A 19879-nucleotide genomic window follows, 5' to 3' on the forward strand; every position below is an offset into this window, starting at 1 on the left:
AATCTTATTTTCAGTTTCATAGACGGATAACTTGAATAATTATTTGATAATGGTTATCATTTAGGGAGTCTTTTTAATTTTGGAAAATGGAGGTAAGATATGCTACGTAAATTTTTTTCTTACTATAAACCGTATAAAGGTTTATTTATACTCGACTTTTCTTGCGCAGTTGTCGCAGGGTTACTAGAACTTGGCTTCCCGCTTATCGTAAATCAATTTATTGATAAGTTATTGCCAGGACAAAACTGGACGCTTATTTTATGGGCTTGTTTCGGTTTACTTGCAGTGTATATATTAAATGCAGGCTTACAATATGTCGTTACATATTGGGGACATATGCTTGGTGTTAACATTGAAACGGATATGAGGCAGAAATTATTTGATCACATTCAAAAGCTATCATTCAGATTTTTTGACAATAATAAAACAGGTCATTTAATTTCGCGTCTTACAAACGACTTAATGGAAATTGGGGAAATTGCTCACCATGGGCCAGAAGATTTATTCATCGCCGTAATGACTTTAGTTGGGGCATTTTCATTTATGATGATGATCAACTGGAAGTTAGCACTTCTAACATTCTTCGTCATTCCATTCTTATTATGGTTAGCACTTTACTTTAATAAAAAAATGACAGGTACGTTTAGACGTTTATTCTCAGACGTTGCTGATTTCAATGCATGTATTGAGAATAACGTTGGTGGTATCCGTGTTGTACAAGCATTCGGAAATGAAAGGTTTGAGAAAGATCAATTTGCTGTAAACAATGCTCGTTTCCGTACAACGAAATTAATGGCGTATAAAATTATGGCGTTAAATTCATCGATTAGTTATATGCTCATGCGTCTCGTAACGCTCTTCGTCTTAATATGCGGTACATGGTTTGTTCTGCAAGGTGAATTAACATACGGTGGATTTATCGGATTCGTTCTATTAACGAATATTTTCTTCCGCCCAATTGAAAAAATTAATGCGGTAATCGAAAGCTATCCGAAAGGGATCGCTGGTTTTAAGAGATATGTAGAGCTTCTTGAAACAGAGCCGGATATTGTAGACTCTAAAGATGCGATGGAAGTTAAACATGTACATGGTGATATTCAATATAGCAACGTTACATTCGGATATGAAAATAAAGAACCGATTTTAAATGATATTAGTTTGAAAATACATGCAGGTGAAACGGTTGCGTTCGTTGGACCATCAGGAGCTGGGAAAACGACGTTATGTAGCCTCTTACCACGTTTTTATGAACAATCGTCAGGATCGATTCAAATTGATGGTATTGATACGAAAGATATGACGTTATCTTCACTTCGTAAGCAAATCGGAATTGTACAGCAAGATGTGTTCTTATTCTCAGGAACGATTCGTGAAAATATTGCTTACGGAAATTTAAAGGCGTCAGAAGCTGGAATTTGGCAGGCAGTAAAACGTGCGCAGTTAGAAGACTTAATTTACTCACAACCAGACGGTTTAGATACCGTTATCGGTGAGCGTGGTGTGAAACTTTCTGGTGGACAGAAGCAGCGTCTAGCGATTGCTCGTATGTTCTTGAAAAACCCGCCAATTTTAATATTAGATGAAGCGACTTCCGCATTAGATACAGAGACGGAACTAGCGATTCAAAAATCACTTGCTGAACTATCTGTCGGCCGTACAACATTAGTTATCGCTCATAGACTTGCAACGATTAAAAATGCAGATCGTATCGTCGTTGTAAATAAAGATGGTATTGCAGAACAAGGTTCGCATGAGGAACTAATTGAGCAAGGCGGAGGATATAGCCGTTTATACGAAGCTCAGTTCAGTTCGTAAATATAATTTGTACTGAATTAGTGCACCATAAGTAGGTGAAAATCACATATGGGAGGCTATAAAGTATGATTGTAACAACAACGTCTACAATTCAAGGAAAAGAAATTATTGAGTATATCGATATCGTGAATGGAGAGGCAATTATGGGGGCGAATATCGTTCGTGACCTTTTCGCCTCTGTCCGTGACGTTGTCGGTGGTCGTGCAGGCGCTTATGAAAGTAAATTAAAAGAAGCGCGCGACATTGCAATGGAAGAGATGAAAACTTTCGCAAGACAAAAAAATGCGAATGCAATTGTTGGTATCGACGTGGATTACGAAGTAGTTCGCGAAGGAATGCTAATGGTTGCAGTGAGCGGGACTGCTGTCCGTATATCAAAGTAAAAAAGCCGTGCTGATGCACGGCTTTTTTACTTTGATTGATGCTATTCTATGTCGAAGTTCCAATATTTCTTGGGAAATGCGGAAGGCCTTGTCGATATATAGGGAAGACGTTAGAGCGCTTCTTTACATTTTCGGATTTGAACTAATAATGTTTCGTATTCTTGTTCGAGAGATGTGATGTCATCGTGATGATTTGGTATGGAAATTCGGCCGATGATTTCTGTTAATTTTGTTTGTAATCGTAATAATTCTTGTTCAGTAACGTTTACAGAATCCCCGGTTGTTCTTTTTGTGTATTGCTCGTAATTACCGTGGAATATTCTTGGTTCACTCTCATCTACTTGTAGAATATGGTCTGCAACAGAGCGAATAAAGGCACGGTCATGGCTAATGAAAAGTATTGTGCCAGGGTATTCTTGTAACATGATTTCTAATTCTTCTTGTGTCGCTAAGTCTAAATAGTTTGTCGGTTCATCGAGCAGAAGCATATTATAATTTCCTAAAAATACTTTTGCGAGCGCAACCTTCATTCGTTCGCCGCCACTTAAGACGTGCACAGGTTTATGAACATCTTCACGGCGGAATAGAAGCCGTGCAAGTATTGTTCGAACGAATGCTTCTGTATAGTTAGTTTCTTCTAGAACGTTTTCTAAAATGGTTTTATCTGTTTTTAAAATGGATAGTGTTTGTTCGAAGTATCCAATTTTACAACTTTTCGAAAGCTGAATGCCACGCTCGTTTGTGAGAAGCATGTTGAACAGAGTCGTTTTTCCACTTCCGTTTGCCCCTAAAATAGCAAGTTTTGCACCAGGAGCAATAGTTCCATTCATATTTTTAAATAGTGTGCGGTCACCTATTTTCTTTGTTGCTTTATTGAACTGTATTGCCACTTTACTATGAATGGGTGTATGGTATTGCACGTCAAACTGTGCTTGAGAAAGATCTTTTGGCTTTTCTTTCTTTTCTAGTTTTTCGAGACGTGTCTCTAATGCTTTCGCTGCTTTACTAACCTGTTCTTGGCCATGAGCCCCACTTAATTTATAAAGTTTAGATTCAGATGAACTGAACCGTGTTGGGATTTTTGTCATGCTAGAAGCACGTTGCTTTTTTTGTAAAATGGACTGCTCTAAACGATTTTTTTCTTGTACATATTGCTCATATTCTGCTTGTTTTTGTATTCGCTCACGTTCTTTTTGCTTGCGATAGTTTGAATAATTACCTTTATACTCTTGAATAGTACCGTCTTCGATTTCGATGATTTTTGTACATATATTATCTAAAAAGTCACGATCGTGCGATATTAAAACAAGTGCCCCTTTATAAGATAAAAGTGCTTTTTCTAATTGCTCTGTACCGACCATATCTAAGTGGCTTGTTGGTTCATCAGCAAATAAAGTGCCTGCCTCTTGCTCGAGAGCATGGGCAATCTTTAGTCGCATTCGTTCACCACCGCTCATTGCATCTGTAATGTTTGAAATACTCCATTTTCCTTTTGCGAGAGAAGAAGCGGTTTCCGGTAGTTCTTCGCTAAGCTGAGGAATGATGCTGATAGAACTATGGTGAGTTACTATGCCATTGTCAGCTTCTATTTCTTTACTTAATATTTGTAATAACGTAGATTTACCAGCTCCGTTGACTCCGACAATTCCTATACGATCCTGTGCTTGAATTTCCAGTGACGGTAACGTAAATAGTGTGCGATCACCAAAGCTCTTTTCAATATTGCGTGCGAATAAAATAGTCATAAAAAAACCTCCCTAGTTTCACTAGAGAGGATAAACGTCGCCCTTGCATGTAAAAAATCGTACATAAATAAACGATTTTTTTACATGATCGTTTCGAAAGAAAGTATCGACAAATGGACAGACTAATCCTCTGCTAGTTTTCATCATTTTTTGTTCACTATTTGTGATGGATGAAATAAATAAGAGAATTAGAACTTCATTGGTCAAAGTACCTTCCTTTCATAATGTTACTTTTATTGTATGCGCATACAAAGTGGTTTGTCAAAGTTCTTTTTGCTTGTGATTTTTGAATTCGTTATTATACAGTTGTGCCTTTGCTAGTGCTTCAGCATCATTTTTGATTTCACCCAATCCATTCGCATCCCCAATAACATACCCTTCAAATGATGAACCAACAAAATCAAAGATGTATTGGAACTGAGCAATAAGCGGTAATGCTTTCAGCTTTGGATTGTCTCCGCCAACGATGACAACGTACATTTTTTTCCCTTTCATTTTTTCTTTGAAATGAAGAGATGTATCACGCAAGCTTTGTGACCAGCGATCGACGAAGTTTTTCATATGACCGCTCATTCCATACCAGTATAGCGGTGTAGCAAAGATAATTGTGTCGTGCTCTAACATACGCTCGATTAACTGCTCGTAGTCATCATTTACAGGTTGGAATCCTTCTGCATCATGGCGCTGATCTATGATTGGGTGGACGATATGATCTCGCAAGTAAATTTGTTCTGTTTCAATTCCATCAATCACCATATGTGTTAAAGCTTCTGTATTTCCGTTTTGTCTTGAACTGCCATGTATAACAAACATGTAATCATCCCTTTTCTTTTGTTTGCTTTAGGAGTGAAACGTGTTTTTGCAAATTCGTTTGAATGCTAGAAAGTAATGAGATTTGCTTCGTTACTTCATTAAGTTTATCTTCATAAAGCGTAAGGATACTGCTGCAAGGATTTTCGTACAGGTGCGGCTCTATTTCGAGGCAGCGCAGCATCCTTGCCGTCTCTTCTAAATTTAAGCCGATTTGTAAGTACATTTGAATAAGCTCCACCTTTTCGATGGCACTTTCATCAAAGTCACGGTAGCCATTTGCGAGGCGCTTAGAAGGGAGTAATCCCTTTTCTTCATAATGTCTTAGTGATCTTTCGCTAACCCCGGTTTCTTTTGATAATTCTCCAATTCGCAATGTGTTTCACTCCCTTTACATGTATTGTAAACCTTCACACTAATGTGAAGGTCAATGCTGTTTTTTCGCAAAAGAGTCTACATGATTTAAAAACACTTGAATAGCTTTAGACAGGATGAAGTATTTGCCGCGCACGATGGAGAATGGACGGATAAGTTGTTCATTTGGAACTTCGACGTGGAATAGCTCTTTTGCCAGTAGCTCTTTTCGTACAGTCCAATCAGAAAGGATAGCGATGCCAAGCCCGGCACTAACTGCTTCCTTTACGCTTTGGATACTACTAAATGTAAAGAATCGTTTCATTTTCAAATGGTGTTGATGAATAAAGCGGTCACTATAAGCGCGTGTACCAGAACCACTTTCTCTTAATACCCATACTTGATCTTGGAGTGTGCTTTCATTTATTTCATTTGTGCGGAGCAGTGGATGATTTGGCGGGACGACGAGCTTCATTTCATCTTGCATAAACGTTTCAACGTCAACGTCGGCGTATACGACTTGCCCTTCCACTAAGCCGATATCAATTTGATTAGAGCGAAGGCTTTGCAAAACGTCTTCTGTATTTGAGATAAAGGTATGAACTTCGACGTGTGGATTTTCATTCGCGTAGTTAGCCAGTATTTTTGGAAGTAAGTATTCGCCAATTGTGAAACTAGCACCGATGCGAAGAGTTCCTGTTACAACGTTATGTAGCTCGTTAATTTCTTGCTTAGCATCTTCGTAAAGAGAGAGCATTTGCTTTGCATGTATATATAATATGTTTCCAGCCTCCGTCACCTGGACGTGCTTTGGGGAGCGCTGAATAAGAGTAGTGCCAAATTCGTTTTCTAAGTTGCGTATATGCATACTTACGCCAGGTTGTGAAAGGTTTAATAATTCTGCTGCACGGGAGAAATGCTTCTGTTCAACGACAGTAACAAATATTTTTAAAATGTCTACGTTCATGTAATGGGCTCCTTTCTTTTTCTATCATCTTATCATAAGTATTTCTGATGATAGAGATTTGGTATTGGTATTAAACTTATTATAGAAACTCTCTTATAATGTAAGTAGAAAGAACATGCATGTTCCAATACGATTATTGGAGTGGTTCAAAGTGGAACAAACACTTGTTATACAAAAGAAGAAGGGCTTTGGATTTTCACAAGGGATTGGGATTACATTATTAATCGCAATTGCGGCGAAATATTTAGCAGAGCTGCCATTTTTAAATATTATGGGACAATTAGTAATTGCTATTCTAATTGGGATGGTTTGGCGTGCGGCAATTGGAATCCCGCAAGATGCGATTGCAGGGACGAACTTTGCGAGTAAGAAATTGCTGCGCTTTGGGATCATCTTACTTGGAATGCGGTTAAATCTTGTTGATATTGCGAAGGCGGGGCCAAAAGTATTGGTCATCGCTGCGGTTGTTATTACATTCACGATTTTCGTTGTATATGGATTAACGAAAGTATTTAAAGTAGAGAAGAAACTTGGAATTTTAACAGCGTGCGGAACAGCAATTTGCGGCGCGGCTGCGGTCGTGGCAATTGCACCGCAAGTGAAAGCGAAGGATGAAGAAACGGCAGTTGGGGCAGCGATTATTGCAATTTTAGGTACAATATTTACACTTATTTATACGCTATTATACCCAGTGCTTGGCTTCTCACCGTACGGTTACGGTGTATTCTCAGGTGCGACGCTGCATGAGATCGCTCATGTCATCGCAGCTGCCGCACCAGGAGGAAGTACGGCTGTAGACATCGCAGTTATCGTGAAATTAACGCGCGTTGCAATGCTTGTGCCAGTAGCGATTTTAATTGGATTATGGTTTGGTAAGAGTGAAGGTAGCGAGGAAAAAAAATCGTGGCGCGACCTTCCAATTCCGTGGTTCATCTTCGGATTTTTAGCGATGAGTGCAGTGCATTCGCTCGGGGTTATACCAGAAGTTGTTGCCGGCTATATTGTTGTCATTGCTTACATGCTTATTGCAATGGCGATGGCGGGGCTTGGTTTAAATGTAGAGTTTAAAACGTTCCGTAAGTTAGGAAGTAAGGCATTCGTGGCGGGGCTGATCGGCTCGGTTTGCCTTTCTATTCTTGGATACGTTCTTGTATATGCGCTAGGATTTATGTAGTAGGACGAAGAAGCTGTTCCAAAACATATTTTGGGACAGCTTTTTTCTTATGATTATGGTGCTATGGATGTCGATATATTAAAAAAATCGCCGATATAAATTGAATTACTCTTGTACTTGGTTAGAGAAGATGTTCAGTGAAATATTTTCCAGTTACAAGTAAAGATATCTTTACTTGTAACTGGAAAATATTTATAATTAAAGTAAAGATATCTTTACTTTTGAAGGTGGAGCCTATGGGTGTGAAAAATAAAATAAAAGAGTTAAGAAAGCAACATCATATAACGCAAGTTGAAATGGCAAAGGCGATGCAGGTGACACGGCAGACGATTGTGGCGATTGAAAACCATCATTATAACCCGAGTCTAGAGTTATCCCTAAAAATCGCCAAATATTTTGGGGTGAAGGTGGAGGAAATATTTACGCTAGAGTAAGGGGAGAAAAAATGGAAGATACTAAAAAGTTATTGATTGGTGCGACTATTGGATTGTTCTTGGGAGACATTGTAGTTCATATTATGAATCCGGCTATACCAATTTTACCGCTCGTAGTGAGTAGCGTTTTAGCAATTGTATTTTTGATAGTGTATGCCTATTACAAAAAGCGTAAGTACAAAAAAGAAGAACTTCCAGATATAGATGAGCGAGTAAATGAAAATATAAAAAAATATGTAAACGTCTCATTTGTATTCGCGTTTCTATTGCTTATTGTTTATATTGTTGCGAGTAAAGCAATGGGCAGAGCTGTTATACCAGTGCAAGAAATATTTATGATATGTAGTTCCTTATTTGCGGGTAGTCTCATCATAGGAGTCATGATAGGGAAACGAGCATAGAGATAGGAGGAATGAAAAATGCAAGATGAGTTTGAGAGATTCCAGTCAGATAAAGCGTTTAAATATGTAGGGTTATTTTTTACGATTAGTTTAGCGGTATGGAGTTTATATAATTTAATTGTTGATGGAAATGCGGGTATGCCGTTTGTTTTATTTGTACTAGGGCAGTGGGTGTATTTTCTTGTGAACTATTGGCCGAAGTGGAAATATAGAAATCAGAAAGAGGCTGATCATGTATGAGTTTGGCATCGCCTGAGTAAGAGATAAATAGAAAAAGGGGAACTGGGATGGGATTACCGGTATTATGTGTCGCTACGGCTATTTTTGCTTTGTTTTGGGGAATGCAGAACTTCTCTCGTAATCCAGTGCCAAGTATTTGTATTATGCTCGGTACTGTAGGTTTATCATATTATTTATTAGTTTCAGCTCATTATCATAAAACAGCAACGAGTGTTGTTGGAGCACTTATTTTATTTTGTGGGCGTGCCGTGCAAAAGGGATTATTTCCGTAAAAGCTGTTTATACAAAAAGTATAAACAGCTTTTTGTATTTTTTTTACAAAAGTCTTGAAAGTTACGTAACGTCATCTTTTATAATGAAGGGGAAGAGGTGATGGTAGTGATTTCAATACAACAATTGACGAAAGAGACAGGGATAACAGTACGGACATTACGTTATTATGATCAAATAGATTTATTAAAGCCGAGCGGGAAGACTGAAGGTGGACATCGTTTATATAGTGAAGCTGACGTAATACGGCTGCAGCAAATTTTATTTTTAAAGGAAATGGGCTTTTCATTGAAAGAGGCTGCGAATATGTTAGTAAAAGGTGAGCTTAACTTAAAGGGTTCTCTTGAGAAACAACTTCGGTTTGTACAGGAAGAACAAAAGAAGTTTAATCGAATGGAGCGTGTTTTACAAGCTGTTGTTTATTCGGTGGATGTGGAGGGAGAACTTGATTGGAAAGTTATGTTTGAACTGATTCAGCTTTCGAAACAGTCGTCTCGTATACGTGAAATATTTCAAAATGAAGTATTTTCAAAGGAAGAACAAAAATTGCTTCATAACTTGCCAAATATGAGTGAAGAAGATCCGAATGTTTTAGAATGGGTAGATTTATTAAAGCAATTACGTACTTTTATGAAAGACGGCAAAGAAGCTGCGAGTGATGAGGTACAAGGGGCAACGAAGAGATTAATACAGAAGTGTTTAGAAATGGCCAATGGTGACGAAGCGTTTTTAGATAAGTTATGGGAAGTTAGAAAATCGAAGGAAGATTCACAGAAAATGAGCATGTATCCAATTGAAGAAGAACTTTTATTATATATGGATGAGGCTTTTCGTATATATGATGAAAAGGAGAGGGATAAATGAGTATACTCGCAGAATATCGTTGGTACTTTTTAATTGGGGCAGAGATTGTATTTTGGTTATCGGCTATCGGTTTCTTTTTACTTCGTTACGGATTCCGTTTGAAAAAGGCGAGCTTTATTATGGGGATTGTACTCCTCGTAAATGAAGTGTTTATTTTAACTTTAGGGGTAGTGGACTATTATCAAACAGGGAAGTTCTCTAATTTTCAAATCATTACTGTAATTATTTTATTGTATGCAGTTTTCTACGGGAAAAAGGATTTGAAGAAGCTTGATATATTTGCGCAAAAGCTAGTTGCGAAATGGCGGAATGAACCAGCGCCTATTATCGAAGAACAGGTAGAATTAACAGGTATGGCCTATGCGAAGCAGGAAATAAAAAATTGGGTATTGCATCTTGTTTTATTCGTTGTTGTGCATATTTTCTTTTTCTTTCTGTACGGTTTTGTCCCGTTTGAACAATGGCATAATTGGTTAGAGACGGGGATTGTTTTAAATGAACCAGCTAGTCGCGTTAGTCAAGTTTGGGCGATTATACTTTTAGTGGATACAGTTATTTCATTTTCATATGTTCTTTTCCCGAAGAAGGAGAAAGGAAAAGAGAAGCTACTTTCGTAGAGGAAAGTAGCTTTTTCTAGTATACCAATAGTTTGTATAGGAGAGGATAACAATAGGAAAAACAGGTTTTATATGCTTATTTCTCTTTAGTTTAGTAGCATGCTCATAACCTAACATTACAATTGATAAGAAGAATGATGTTGTTGTAAAGGGAACAGAAATTTCTAATCTAGATAAATTCAAAAAGTTCGTTTTGAATGTGGAACAAGGGGAAGTTGATAAAATAAGAATTGTACATTATACACATGAAGGTGATCCGGTTTTTCAAACGTTAGAGTATAGTGGAACAGATATAATTCATATGTTAGATAATAGGCAAGATCGATTTGCTGGTAATCATACAGATATAGATGAAGATAGCTGTAAAAGGATTGTTAAAGAGCAGCGTGAATTAGAAATCACTTATAGGTTAATAGATTGTACGAATGAAGATGGGCGCAATGGATATGACTTATTATATGTGCCTAAAAAATAGAGTTAGTAGGGGAAGGAAGTATGTACTCCTTCCTTTTTCTATGTATATATTGTCGAAAGTTTTACCGAATATCTGTTCGTTTTTTTAGGTTTTTTATGGGCATTCGTGGTAAAATAATAATACAGATTTTTATGAGGAGGTCGGTTTTTAGTTGGAACATCCATTTGAAATTATCTCAGAATATTCCCCGCAAGGTGATCAGCCGGGAGCGATAGAGAAGCTTGTAGAAGGAATTAATAGTGGAAAGAAAAAGCAAGTATTGCTTGGAGCAACAGGGACGGGTAAGACATTTACGATTTCAAATGTCATTAAAGAAGTGCAGAAACCAACACTTGTCATGGCTCATAATAAAACGTTAGCAGGACAATTATATAGTGAGCTGAAAGATTTTTTCCCGAATAATGCAGTTGAATATTTTGTTAGTTATTACGATTATTATCAGCCGGAAGCCTATGTACCACATACGGATACATTTATTGAAAAAGATGCGCAAATTAATGATGAAATCGATAAATTACGTCACTCGGCAACGTCTTCTTTATTTGAACGAGATGATGTTATTATCGTTGCGAGTGTGTCGTGCATATACGGTTTAGGTTCACCGGAAGAATACCGCGAGTTAGTTGTTTCACTTCGGGTTGGTATGGAAAAGGACCGCAATCAATTGCTTCGTGAACTTGTTGATGTACAGTATGGACGTAATGATATTGATTTCAAGCGTGGTACATTCCGTGTTCGCGGAGATGTAGTTGAGATCTTCCCGGCATCGCTTGACGAGCATTGTATTCGAATTGAATTTTTCGGTGATGAAATCGATCGTATTCGAGAAGTAAATGCATTAACGGGTGAAGTATTAGCAGAACGTGATCATGTAGCAATCTTCCCAGCATCTCACTTCGTTACACGTGAAGAAAAGCTGAAGGTTGCTATTGAAAATATTGAAAAAGAATTAGAAGAACGTTTAAAAGAATTAAATGATAACGGTAAATTGTTAGAAGCGCAGCGCATAGAACAACGTACACGCTATGATTTAGAAATGATGCGTGAGATGGGCTTTTGTTCAGGGATTGAAAACTATTCCCGTCAATTAACACTTCGTCCAGCAGGTTCAACACCATATACACTGTTAGACTATTTTCCAGAAGATTTCTTAATTGTGATGGATGAGTCGCACGTATCGGTGCCGCAAGTAAGGGCGATGTATAACGGAGACCAAGCGCGTAAGCAAGTGCTTGTGGATCATGGATTCCGTCTGCCATCAGCTTTAGATAATAGACCGCTCACGTTTGATGAGTTTGAAGAGAAAACGAATCAAGTTATTTATGTTTCGGCAACGCCAGGACCATACGAATTAGAACAATCACCACAAGTAATAGAACAAATTATTCGTCCAACAGGGCTTTTAGATCCACCGATTGATATACGACCAATTGAAGGTCAAATTGATGACTTGTTAGGAGAAATTCAAGATCGTATTTTGAAAAATGAACGTGTATTAATTACGACTTTAACGAAAAAAATGTCAGAGGATTTAACGGATTACTTAAAAGATGTAGGAATTAAAGTGAACTATCTTCACTCTGAAATTAAAACGTTAGAACGTATTGAAATTATCCGTGACCTTCGCCTTGGTAAGTTTGACGTACTTGTCGGTATTAACTTATTACGAGAAGGATTAGATATTCCAGAAGTAGCACTTGTAGCTATTTTAGATGCTGATAAGGAAGGATTCTTGCGTTCAGAGCGTTCATTAATTCAAACAATTGGTCGTGCGGCACGTAATGAAAATGGCCGCGTTATTATGTACGCAGATCGTATAACAAGATCAATGGGAATTGCAATTGAAGAAACGCAGCGTCGTCGTACTATACAAGAAGCTTACAATAAAGAGCATGGCATTACGCCGAAAACGATTCAAAAAGGCGTGCGTGACGTTATCCGTGCAACGACAGCTGCTGAAGAACCGGAAATGTATGAAGCGGCACCAGCTAAGAAGATGACGAAAAAAGAGCGTGAAAAGACAATTGTGAAGATGGAAGCAGAGATGAAAGAAGCAGCAAAAGCGTTAGATTTCGAGCGTGCAGCTGAATTAAGAGATTTACTATTAGAATTAAAAGCGGAAGGGTGAACAGAGTGAGCATAAGCAAGGATTTTATTGTCGTAAAAGGTGCTAGAGCACATAACTTAAAAAATATTGATGTAACCATTCCGAGAAATCAGCTTGTTGTTGTGACGGGATTGTCTGGTTCAGGGAAATCATCATTAGCGTTTGATACGATTTATGCAGAAGGGCAACGCAGATACGTAGAATCGTTATCTGCGTATGCGCGCCAGTTTTTAGGACAAATGGATAAACCTGACGTGGATACGATTGAAGGCTTATCTCCAGCGATTTCAATCGATCAAAAAACGACGAGTCGTAATCCACGTTCAACTGTCGGAACGGTAACGGAGATTTATGATTATTTACGTTTATTATTTGCGCGAATTGGTACGCCGATTTGTCCGAATCATGGTATTGAAATTACATCACAAACAGTAGAGCAGATGGTAGACCGTGTACTTGAATATCCTGAACGTACGAAATTACAAGTGTTAGCTCCTATCGTTTCTGGGCGTAAAGGTGCACATGTGAAAGTACTTGAAGACATTAAGAAGCAAGGATATGTTCGTGTACGTGTTGATGGTGAAATGCTGGATGTATCTGAAGATATTGAGCTAGATAAAAATAAGAAGCATTCTATTGAAGTTGTAATTGACCGTATTGTTGTAAAAGAAGGAATCGCAAGCCGTCTTGCGGATTCTCTTGAAAGTGCATTAAAGCTTGGCGGGGGCCGAGTGTTAATTGATGTAATGGGAGAAGAGGAACTTCTATTTAGTGAACATCATGCTTGTCCGCATTGTGGTTTTTCAATCGGAGAATTAGAGCCACGTATGTTCTCATTCAACAGTCCATTCGGGGCATGTCCTTCTTGTGATGGACTTGGTTCAAAGTTAGAGGTGGATTTAGAACTTGTCATTCCGAATTGGGATTTATCATTAAATGAACACGCGATTGCGCCTTGGGAGCCGACAAGCTCACAATATTACCCACAGCTTTTACAATCTGTATGTAATCATTACGGCGTTGATATGGATATGCCTGTGAAAGATATACCGAAAGATTTATTTGATAAAGTGTTGTACGGAAGCGGAGAAGAAAAAGTTTATTTCCGCTATGTAAATGAATTTGGTCAAGTAAAGGAAAATGAGATTTTATTTGAAGGTGTTATTCCAAATATCGAACGTCGTTATCGTGAAACGAGTTCTGATTATGTTCGTGAGCAAATGGAGAAATATATGGCAGAGCAAGCTTGTCCGAAGTGTAAAGGTGGACGCTTAAAGCCTGAGAGTTTAGCTGTTTTCGTTGGTGATAAAACGATTGCTGACGTAACGAAGTATTCTGTTCAAGAAGTACAGGAATTCTTCTCGAATGTAGAGCTAACGGAGAAGCAACAAAAAATTGCTCATTTAATTTTAAGAGAAATCCAAGAGCGCGTTGGATTCTTAGTGAACGTCGGTTTAGATTATTTAACGTTAAGTCGTGCTGCAGGAACTTTATCAGGTGGTGAGGCGCAGCGTATTCGTTTAGCGACACAAATCGGTTCTCGTCTTACTGGCGTACTTTACATTCTTGATGAGCCTTCTATCGGTTTACATCAGCGCGATAACGATCGTCTTATTCGTACGTTGCAAGAAATGCGTGATTTAGGAAATACGTTAATTGTCGTTGAACATGATGAAGATACGATGATGGCTGCTGATTATTTACTTGATATCGGACCTGGTGCAGGTATTCACGGTGGTCAAGTTGTATCGGCGGGGACGCCAGCTGAAGTGATGCAAGATGATAATTCGCTAACAGGTAAGTATTTAAGCGGTAAAGAGTTTATTCCGGTTCCACTTGAAAGACGTAAAGGTGACGGACGTAAAGTGGAAATTATCGGTGCAAAAGAGAATAACTTAAAGAATGCGAAGATGTCATTCCCGCTTGGTACGTTTGTAGCGATAACGGGTGTATCTGGTTCCGGTAAAAGTACGATGATTAATGAAGTACTATATAAATCATTAGCGCAAAAGTTATATAAAGCGAAAGCGAAGCCAGGTACTCATAAAGAAATTAAAGGTCTTGAGCATTTAGATAAAGTAATCGATATTGATCAATCGCCAATCGGGCGTACACCACGTTCTAATCCAGCGACGTATACAGGTGTATTCGATGATATTCGTGATGTGTTTGCACAAACGAATGAAGCGAAAGTGCGCGGATATCAAAAAGGACGTTTCAGCTTTAATGTAAAAGGTGGACGTTGTGAAGCGTGCCGTGGTGATGGAATTATTAAAATCGAAATGCACTTCTTACCAGACGTATACGTTCCATGTGAAGTTTGTCATGGTAAACGTTATAACCGCGAAACGTTAGAAGTGAAATATAAAGATAAGAACATTTCTGAAGTGTTAGGGATGACAATTGAAGATGGAGTAGAGTTCTTTGCTAATATCCCAAAAATTAAGCGTAAACTTCAAACGCTTGTAGACGTTGGACTTGGTTATATGAAATTAGGCCAACCAGCTACGACGTTATCTGGAGGAGAAGCACAGCGCGTGAAGCTAGCTTCTGAATTACACCGTCGTTCTACTGGGCGTACGTTATACATTCTAGATGAGCCAACGACTGGTTTACATGCACATGATATCGCGCGTCTTCTAGAAGTTCTGCAACGTCTTGTTGAGAGCGGTGAAACCGTACTTGTAATTGAACATAATTTAGATGTAATTAAAACGGCTGATTATATCGTTGACCTTGGACCAGAGGGCGGAGACAAGGGTGGACAAATCGTTGCTTCCGGAACGCCAGAGCAAGTAGTGAAAGAAGAGCGCTCGTATACAGGTAAGTATTTAAAAGATATTTTAGTTCGTGATAAAGCAAGAATGAAAGAGAAAATAAAAGAAGTAGAGCTATCTCAATAAGTGTATTACGAAAAACCGAGTGGAAATGCCACTCGGTTTTTCGTTCATAGGGGGAGAAAATGGAGTTTATAGATGTTTTAAGAAAGAAAAATATGAAAGTAAGAGAGTTTCAAAGTTGGGGTGTATATTTTCGCAAGCGCTGGGAGGATCATTTTGCAAACCATTTAAGTGATGAGGCAAAAGAAGACATTTTCCTGTATGGAGATAAGTATGCATGTGGGTATCTTTGGCACATATTTAGTTATGAGAAAAAGAAGTGTTTAGAGGGTGAAGAAGCGGAGAACGCGTTTCATAATGTAGTGAAAAAGGATTGCTATATATTCTATCAAAATTGTGATGATGTACTGCTAATAAAAGATAAGAGTTTGTTACATATGGAGGATATATTGTGTGAGAGGGACGATATGTATAAAGGCGATATCTATATTGTAGATAAAGAGTTCACTTGGACTTTTGTAAAAATTCATGAACATAGATGGTGTGGTCCCTATTTCACAAAGAAATGTTGGTAGGTATACAAGCATGAAGAGTAGAATAAGTTGATATAAGTGTTTGTATGATACTTGCGTTTCTTATCTATTAGCGTATGATGAAATATATATGTTTAAAAGGATGTGTAACGAAATGAGATGGATTGTATCACTTCTTGTAAATAGTGTTGTGTTAATCGCTGTATCGGGACTTTTAAAAGGGATTGCGCCAGACGCGTTTTACGTAGCAAATATACAGACTGCAATTATTGCGAGTATTATCTTAGCTGTTTTAAATGTGTTCGTAAAACCGTTTTTAATTTTAATTACGCTACCAATTACTCTTGTAACTTTCGGGTTCTTCTTAATTGTTATTAATGCGATTACGTTAAAAATAGCAGATTCATTATTAGGAGATGCGTTTAATATATCAGGGTTCGGTGTAGCAATCGTTGCGGCAATTTGTATTTCAATTTTTAATATGATTATTGAAAAGGCAATTGTAGAACCTTTATATGAAAAAAAGAGAAAATGACAAAAAGAAAAACATTTCATGATGTATATGAAATGTTTTTTTCTATTTATTAGAAACCGTATTTCTTGTTTCCAGAAAAAAATGGTACAATATCCGGTAGAATGGAATTTTACATCAAATGAGACTGAACCCGCAGCGGAGTGGAGGTTTATACATATGCCGAAAGTAAGGACAAAAGATTTAATTGAACAATTTCAATTGGAGTTAATAAGTGGTGAAGAGGGAATTCATCGTCCGATTGATACAAGTGATTTATCACGACCTGGAATTGAAATGGCAGGATTCTTTACATATTATCCAGCTGATCGCGTGCAGCTTCTTGGAAAAACGGAGCTTACGTTCTTTGATACGTTAACAACAGAGCAAAAACAAGAGAGAATGAAAGCGCTTTGTACCGAGGAGACGCCATGTATTATCATAACTCGTAATCAAGATGTACCAGATGAGTTATTACAAGCATCACGTGAATCAGGCATGCCTTTATTACGTTCTTCTCAAACGACAACGAGATTATCAAGTCGTTTAACCAATTATTTAGAAGGTAAGCTAGCACCAACAACTGCTGTTCATGGTGTATTAGTAGATATTTACGGTGTTGGTGTTTTAATTACAGGTCAAAGTGGTGTCGGTAAAAGTGAGACAGCTCTTGAACTTGTGAAGCGTGGCCACCGCCTTGTTGCGGATGATAGTGTAGAAATTCGCCAAGAAGATGAAGACACATTAGTAGGAAGCTCACCAGATTTAATTGAGCATTTATTAGAAATTCGTGGTCTAGGTATCATTAACGTTATGACGTTATTCGGTGCAGGGGCAGTGCGAAATTATAAGCGTATTACGCTTGTTATTAATCTTGAAATTTGGGATCAAAAGAAAAATTACGATCGCTTAGGTCTTGATGAAGAGAAGATGAAGATTATTGATACAGAACTTACGAAGATTACACTTCCAGTCCGTCCTGGTCGAAACTTGGCTGTTATTATTGAAGTAGCAGCGATGAACTTCCGTTTAAAACGTATGGGAGTCAATGCAGCACAGCAGTTCTCTGAACGATTAATGAGTGCGATTGAGTTAGGAAATCAGGAGTAAACTTTGGAGAGGGAGGTCATACATATGCTGTTAGGTTCTGTACCGCAGCTTGACCGTGTAGCGATCCAACTTGGGCCGTTTCCTGTATATTGGTATGGGATTATTATCGGTACAGGCGTGCTATTAGGTCTTTGGCTAGCAACTCGCGAGGGAGAAAGACTAGGTATTCCAAAAGATACATTTGTTGACCTTGTATTAATTGCAGTACCGATCGCTATTCTATTTGCGAGAATGTACTATGTTATTTTTGAATGGGAATATTACGCGCAAAACCCGAGTCAAATTATTAATATTCGTCAAGGTGGCTTGGCGATTCATGGTGGTTTAATCGGGGCTGTTATTACAGGGGTTCTTTTTGCGAAACGACGCGGGGTTTCATTCTGGAAGTTGGCTGATATTGCTGCGCCAAGTATTTTATTAGGACAAGCAATTGGTCGATGGGGAAACTTTATGAACCAAGAGGCGCATGGTGATGAAGTAACGAGACAGTTTTTAGAAGGGCTTCATTTACCGGATTTCATTATTAATCAAATGTATATTGAGGGTGTGTACTATCATCCGACGTTTTTATATGAATCATTATGGAATTTTGCAGGTGTCATTTTATTACTTGCATTACGAAAAGTGAATTTACGACGCGGGGAATTATTCTTCACATATTTAATTTGGTATTCAATAGGGCGCTTCTTCGTAGAAGGCTTACGTACAGATAGTTTAATGCTAGGACCACTTCGTATCGCACAAGTAATGTCAATTGGACTTGTTGTTATTTCTATTATTTTCATTATTGTGAGACGAAAAATGGGGCAAGCTGATAAAAGATATTCGGAAAATTAGAGAAAAGTAGCATCTTATTATAAGGTGCTGCTTCTTTCATATTCAGGAAAGAGAAGGGACTAAGGAAATGAGAATAAATACAGTGTTATTTGATTTAGATGGAACTTTAATTAATACAAACGAACTTATTATTTCTTCTTTTTTACATACGTTACATACATATTATCCAAATCAATATAAGCGTGAAGATGTATTGCCATTTATCGGCCCTTCTTTACATGATACTTTCAGCAAGATTAATGAAAACAAGGTTGAAGAGATGATTACATGTTATCGTCAATTTAACCATGAGCATCACGATGAATTAGTGGAAGAATATGAAACTGTATATGAAACAGTTCAAGAGTTGAAGAATCAAGGCTATAAAGTTGGTATTGTTACAACGAAAGCGAGACAAACAGTTGAGATGGGATTAAAGTTATCAAAGCTTGATGAATTTTTTGATGTTGTCGTGACAATTGATGATGTAGAGCATGTGAAACCACATCCAGAACCACTTCAAAAAGCGCTTGAGTTATTAGATGCGAAACCGGAAGAAGCATTGATGGTTGGGGATAATCACCATGATATTGTTGGTGGACAAAATGCGGGAACGAAAACAGCTGCTGTCTCATGGACGTTGAAAGGTAGAGCATATTTAGAGGCTTATAAGCCGGATTTTATGCTAGATAAAATGAGTGATTTGCTACCGGTTTTGTCTAATATGAACCGTTTATAAAGGTCCAAGTAAGTTAGTAGGGGTGTATTTCCCTACTAACTTACAGTTTCACTTTTTAGTAGAGGAGCGAGTTAAGTGCGACGGACAACGCGCTATCCTGTTTCGGGAGAAAATTCATTATGGAATGTGTATAAAACAGTGTCTTTTTGGAAGGTAATGAAAAACTTTATTATTATCCAAATTGCGCGTTATACACCATTTTTATCCGTCAAGAATTGGTTGTACCGTACATTTTTACGGATGAAAGTCGGAAAGAAAACATCATTTGCGCTTATGGTAACGCCGGACATTATGTTCCCAGAAAAGATAACTGTGGGAGAGAATTCAATTATCGGCTATAACACAACGCTTTTAGCACATGAATATTTAATTCGTGAATATCGACTTGGAGAGATCATCATAGGAAATGAAGTGATGATTGGAGCAAATACCACTATATTACCAGGTGTGAAAATTGGGGATGGCGCGATTGTTTCAGCTGGCACACTTGTTCATAGAGATGTCCCAAGTGGTGCTTTCGTGGGTGGAAATCCAATGCGTGTTATTTATACGAAAGAAGAAATGGATGCTAGAGAAGGTTGATACTAAAAATGTAACATTTCTCTTCTTTTTTAATGAATAAAAAGGAAATAATTGAGTATAATATACTGTTTTGTTTTTTACGGAATCGTTTA

Annotated in this window: 21 protein-coding genes and 1 pseudogene; 18 read left to right on the forward strand and 4 right to left on the reverse strand. The window is 37.9% G+C overall.

Annotation, left to right across the window (positions count from 1 at the left end):
* Positions 1-99: 99 nt before the first annotated feature.
* Together MKO96_RS18145 and MKO96_RS18150 are read left to right on the forward strand one after the other, a co-directional pair.
* Positions 100-1815: an ABC transporter ATP-binding protein gene (locus tag MKO96_RS18145; protein WP_240588283.1), complete on the forward strand. Its 1716-nt coding sequence runs from the start codon at positions 100-102 to the stop codon at positions 1813-1815.
* 65 nt (positions 1816-1880) lie between these two features.
* Entirely contained in the window at positions 1881-2198 is a 318-nt protein-coding gene (locus tag MKO96_RS18150) for a YbjQ family protein (RefSeq protein ID WP_240588284.1), read from the forward strand.
* Positions 2199-2308: 110 nt separating this feature from the next.
* On the opposite strand, the gene abc-f is transcribed toward MKO96_RS18150, so the two are convergent.
* The 4 genes from abc-f to MKO96_RS18170 all read right to left on the reverse strand — a co-directional run bounded on the left by abc-f (position 2309) and on the right by MKO96_RS18170 (position 6074).
* The gene (abc-f, locus tag MKO96_RS18155; RefSeq protein WP_240588285.1) at positions 2309-3943 is read right to left on the reverse strand and encodes a ribosomal protection-like ABC-F family protein; all 1635 of its coding nucleotides are present in this window, start codon (positions 3941-3943) and stop codon (positions 2309-2311) included.
* A 261-nt stretch (positions 3944-4204) separates the two neighbouring features.
* Complete coding sequence (locus MKO96_RS18160; RefSeq protein ID WP_240588286.1) at positions 4205-4756, reverse strand: flavodoxin family protein; 552 nt, start codon at positions 4754-4756, stop codon at positions 4205-4207.
* Positions 4757-4760: 4 nt separating this feature from the next.
* Entirely contained in the window at positions 4761-5129 is a 369-nt protein-coding gene (locus MKO96_RS18165) for a MerR family transcriptional regulator (RefSeq protein WP_046955576.1), read from the reverse strand.
* A gap of 51 nt (positions 5130-5180) precedes the next feature.
* Entirely contained in the window at positions 5181-6074 is an 894-nt protein-coding gene (locus MKO96_RS18170) for a LysR family transcriptional regulator (RefSeq protein ID WP_172554571.1), read from the reverse strand.
* Between the two features lie 151 nt (positions 6075-6225).
* Between MKO96_RS18170 and MKO96_RS18175 the strand changes: the two genes are divergently transcribed.
* The 16 genes and pseudogenes from MKO96_RS18175 (at position 6226) to MKO96_RS18250 (ending at position 19787) form a co-directional block, all read left to right on the forward strand.
* The gene (locus tag MKO96_RS18175) at positions 6226-7248 is read left to right on the forward strand and encodes a YeiH family protein (RefSeq protein ID WP_000438412.1); all 1023 of its coding nucleotides are present in this window, start codon (positions 6226-6228) and stop codon (positions 7246-7248) included.
* 236 nt (positions 7249-7484) lie between these two features.
* Positions 7485-7682, forward strand: coding sequence for a helix-turn-helix transcriptional regulator (locus MKO96_RS18180; protein ID WP_000538359.1), 198 nt, complete (start codon positions 7485-7487; stop codon positions 7680-7682).
* An 11-nt stretch (positions 7683-7693) separates the two neighbouring features.
* Complete coding sequence (locus MKO96_RS18185; protein WP_240588287.1) at positions 7694-8083, forward strand: hypothetical protein; 390 nt, start codon at positions 7694-7696, stop codon at positions 8081-8083.
* Positions 8084-8101: 18 nt separating this feature from the next.
* Entirely contained in the window at positions 8102-8323 is a 222-nt protein-coding gene (locus tag MKO96_RS18190) for a hypothetical protein (protein WP_001150203.1), read from the forward strand.
* A gap of 47 nt (positions 8324-8370) precedes the next feature.
* Positions 8371-8595 (forward strand): hypothetical protein, encoded by a 225-nt coding sequence (locus MKO96_RS18195; RefSeq protein ID WP_240588288.1) that lies wholly within the window; start codon positions 8371-8373, stop codon positions 8593-8595.
* A 100-nt stretch (positions 8596-8695) separates the two neighbouring features.
* Positions 8696-9457: a MerR family transcriptional regulator gene (locus MKO96_RS18200; RefSeq protein WP_240588289.1), complete on the forward strand. Its 762-nt coding sequence runs from the start codon at positions 8696-8698 to the stop codon at positions 9455-9457.
* Positions 9454-10074, forward strand: coding sequence for a hypothetical protein (locus MKO96_RS18205; protein WP_240588290.1), 621 nt, complete (start codon positions 9454-9456; stop codon positions 10072-10074). The genes MKO96_RS18200 and MKO96_RS18205 overlap by 4 nt, the downstream gene beginning before the upstream one ends.
* A gap of 46 nt (positions 10075-10120) precedes the next feature.
* Positions 10121-10549, forward strand: a pseudogene (locus MKO96_RS18210) (DUF4362 domain-containing protein).
* A 151-nt stretch (positions 10550-10700) separates the two neighbouring features.
* Positions 10701-12677, forward strand: coding sequence for an excinuclease ABC subunit B (gene uvrB, locus MKO96_RS18215; protein ID WP_240588291.1), 1977 nt, complete (start codon positions 10701-10703; stop codon positions 12675-12677).
* 11 nt (positions 12678-12688) lie between these two features.
* Entirely contained in the window at positions 12689-15559 is a 2871-nt protein-coding gene (gene uvrA, locus MKO96_RS18220) for an excinuclease ABC subunit UvrA (RefSeq protein WP_140386949.1), read from the forward strand.
* Between the two features lie 59 nt (positions 15560-15618).
* Positions 15619-16071, forward strand: coding sequence for a DUF4275 family protein (locus tag MKO96_RS18225; protein ID WP_240588292.1), 453 nt, complete (start codon positions 15619-15621; stop codon positions 16069-16071).
* A gap of 112 nt (positions 16072-16183) precedes the next feature.
* Entirely contained in the window at positions 16184-16564 is a 381-nt protein-coding gene (locus MKO96_RS18230) for a phage holin family protein (protein WP_001267307.1), read from the forward strand.
* A gap of 156 nt (positions 16565-16720) precedes the next feature.
* Positions 16721-17650, forward strand: a complete 930-nt coding sequence (gene hprK, locus MKO96_RS18235; protein WP_001127251.1) for an HPr(Ser) kinase/phosphatase — start codon at positions 16721-16723, stop codon at positions 17648-17650.
* Between the two features lie 24 nt (positions 17651-17674).
* Positions 17675-18487 carry a prolipoprotein diacylglyceryl transferase gene (lgt, locus tag MKO96_RS18240; RefSeq protein ID WP_240588293.1) on the forward strand — a complete coding sequence of 271 codons (813 nt, stop codon included), beginning with the start codon at positions 17675-17677 and terminating at the stop codon, positions 18485-18487.
* A gap of 67 nt (positions 18488-18554) precedes the next feature.
* On the forward strand, positions 18555-19205 hold the full coding sequence (gene ppaX, locus MKO96_RS18245) for a pyrophosphatase PpaX (protein ID WP_240588294.1): 651 nt from the start codon (positions 18555-18557) through the stop codon (positions 19203-19205).
* A 75-nt stretch (positions 19206-19280) separates the two neighbouring features.
* A complete protein-coding gene (locus tag MKO96_RS18250) occupies positions 19281-19787 on the forward strand; it encodes an acyltransferase (protein WP_087983073.1) in 507 nt (168 codons plus the stop codon).
* Positions 19788-19879: the final 92 nt, after the last annotated feature.

It is taken from the genome of Bacillus sp. ES1-5 (assembly GCF_022487605.1).
In the GTDB taxonomy this organism is placed as follows: Bacteria; Bacillota; Bacilli; order Bacillales; family Bacillaceae_G; genus Bacillus_A; species Bacillus_A wiedmannii.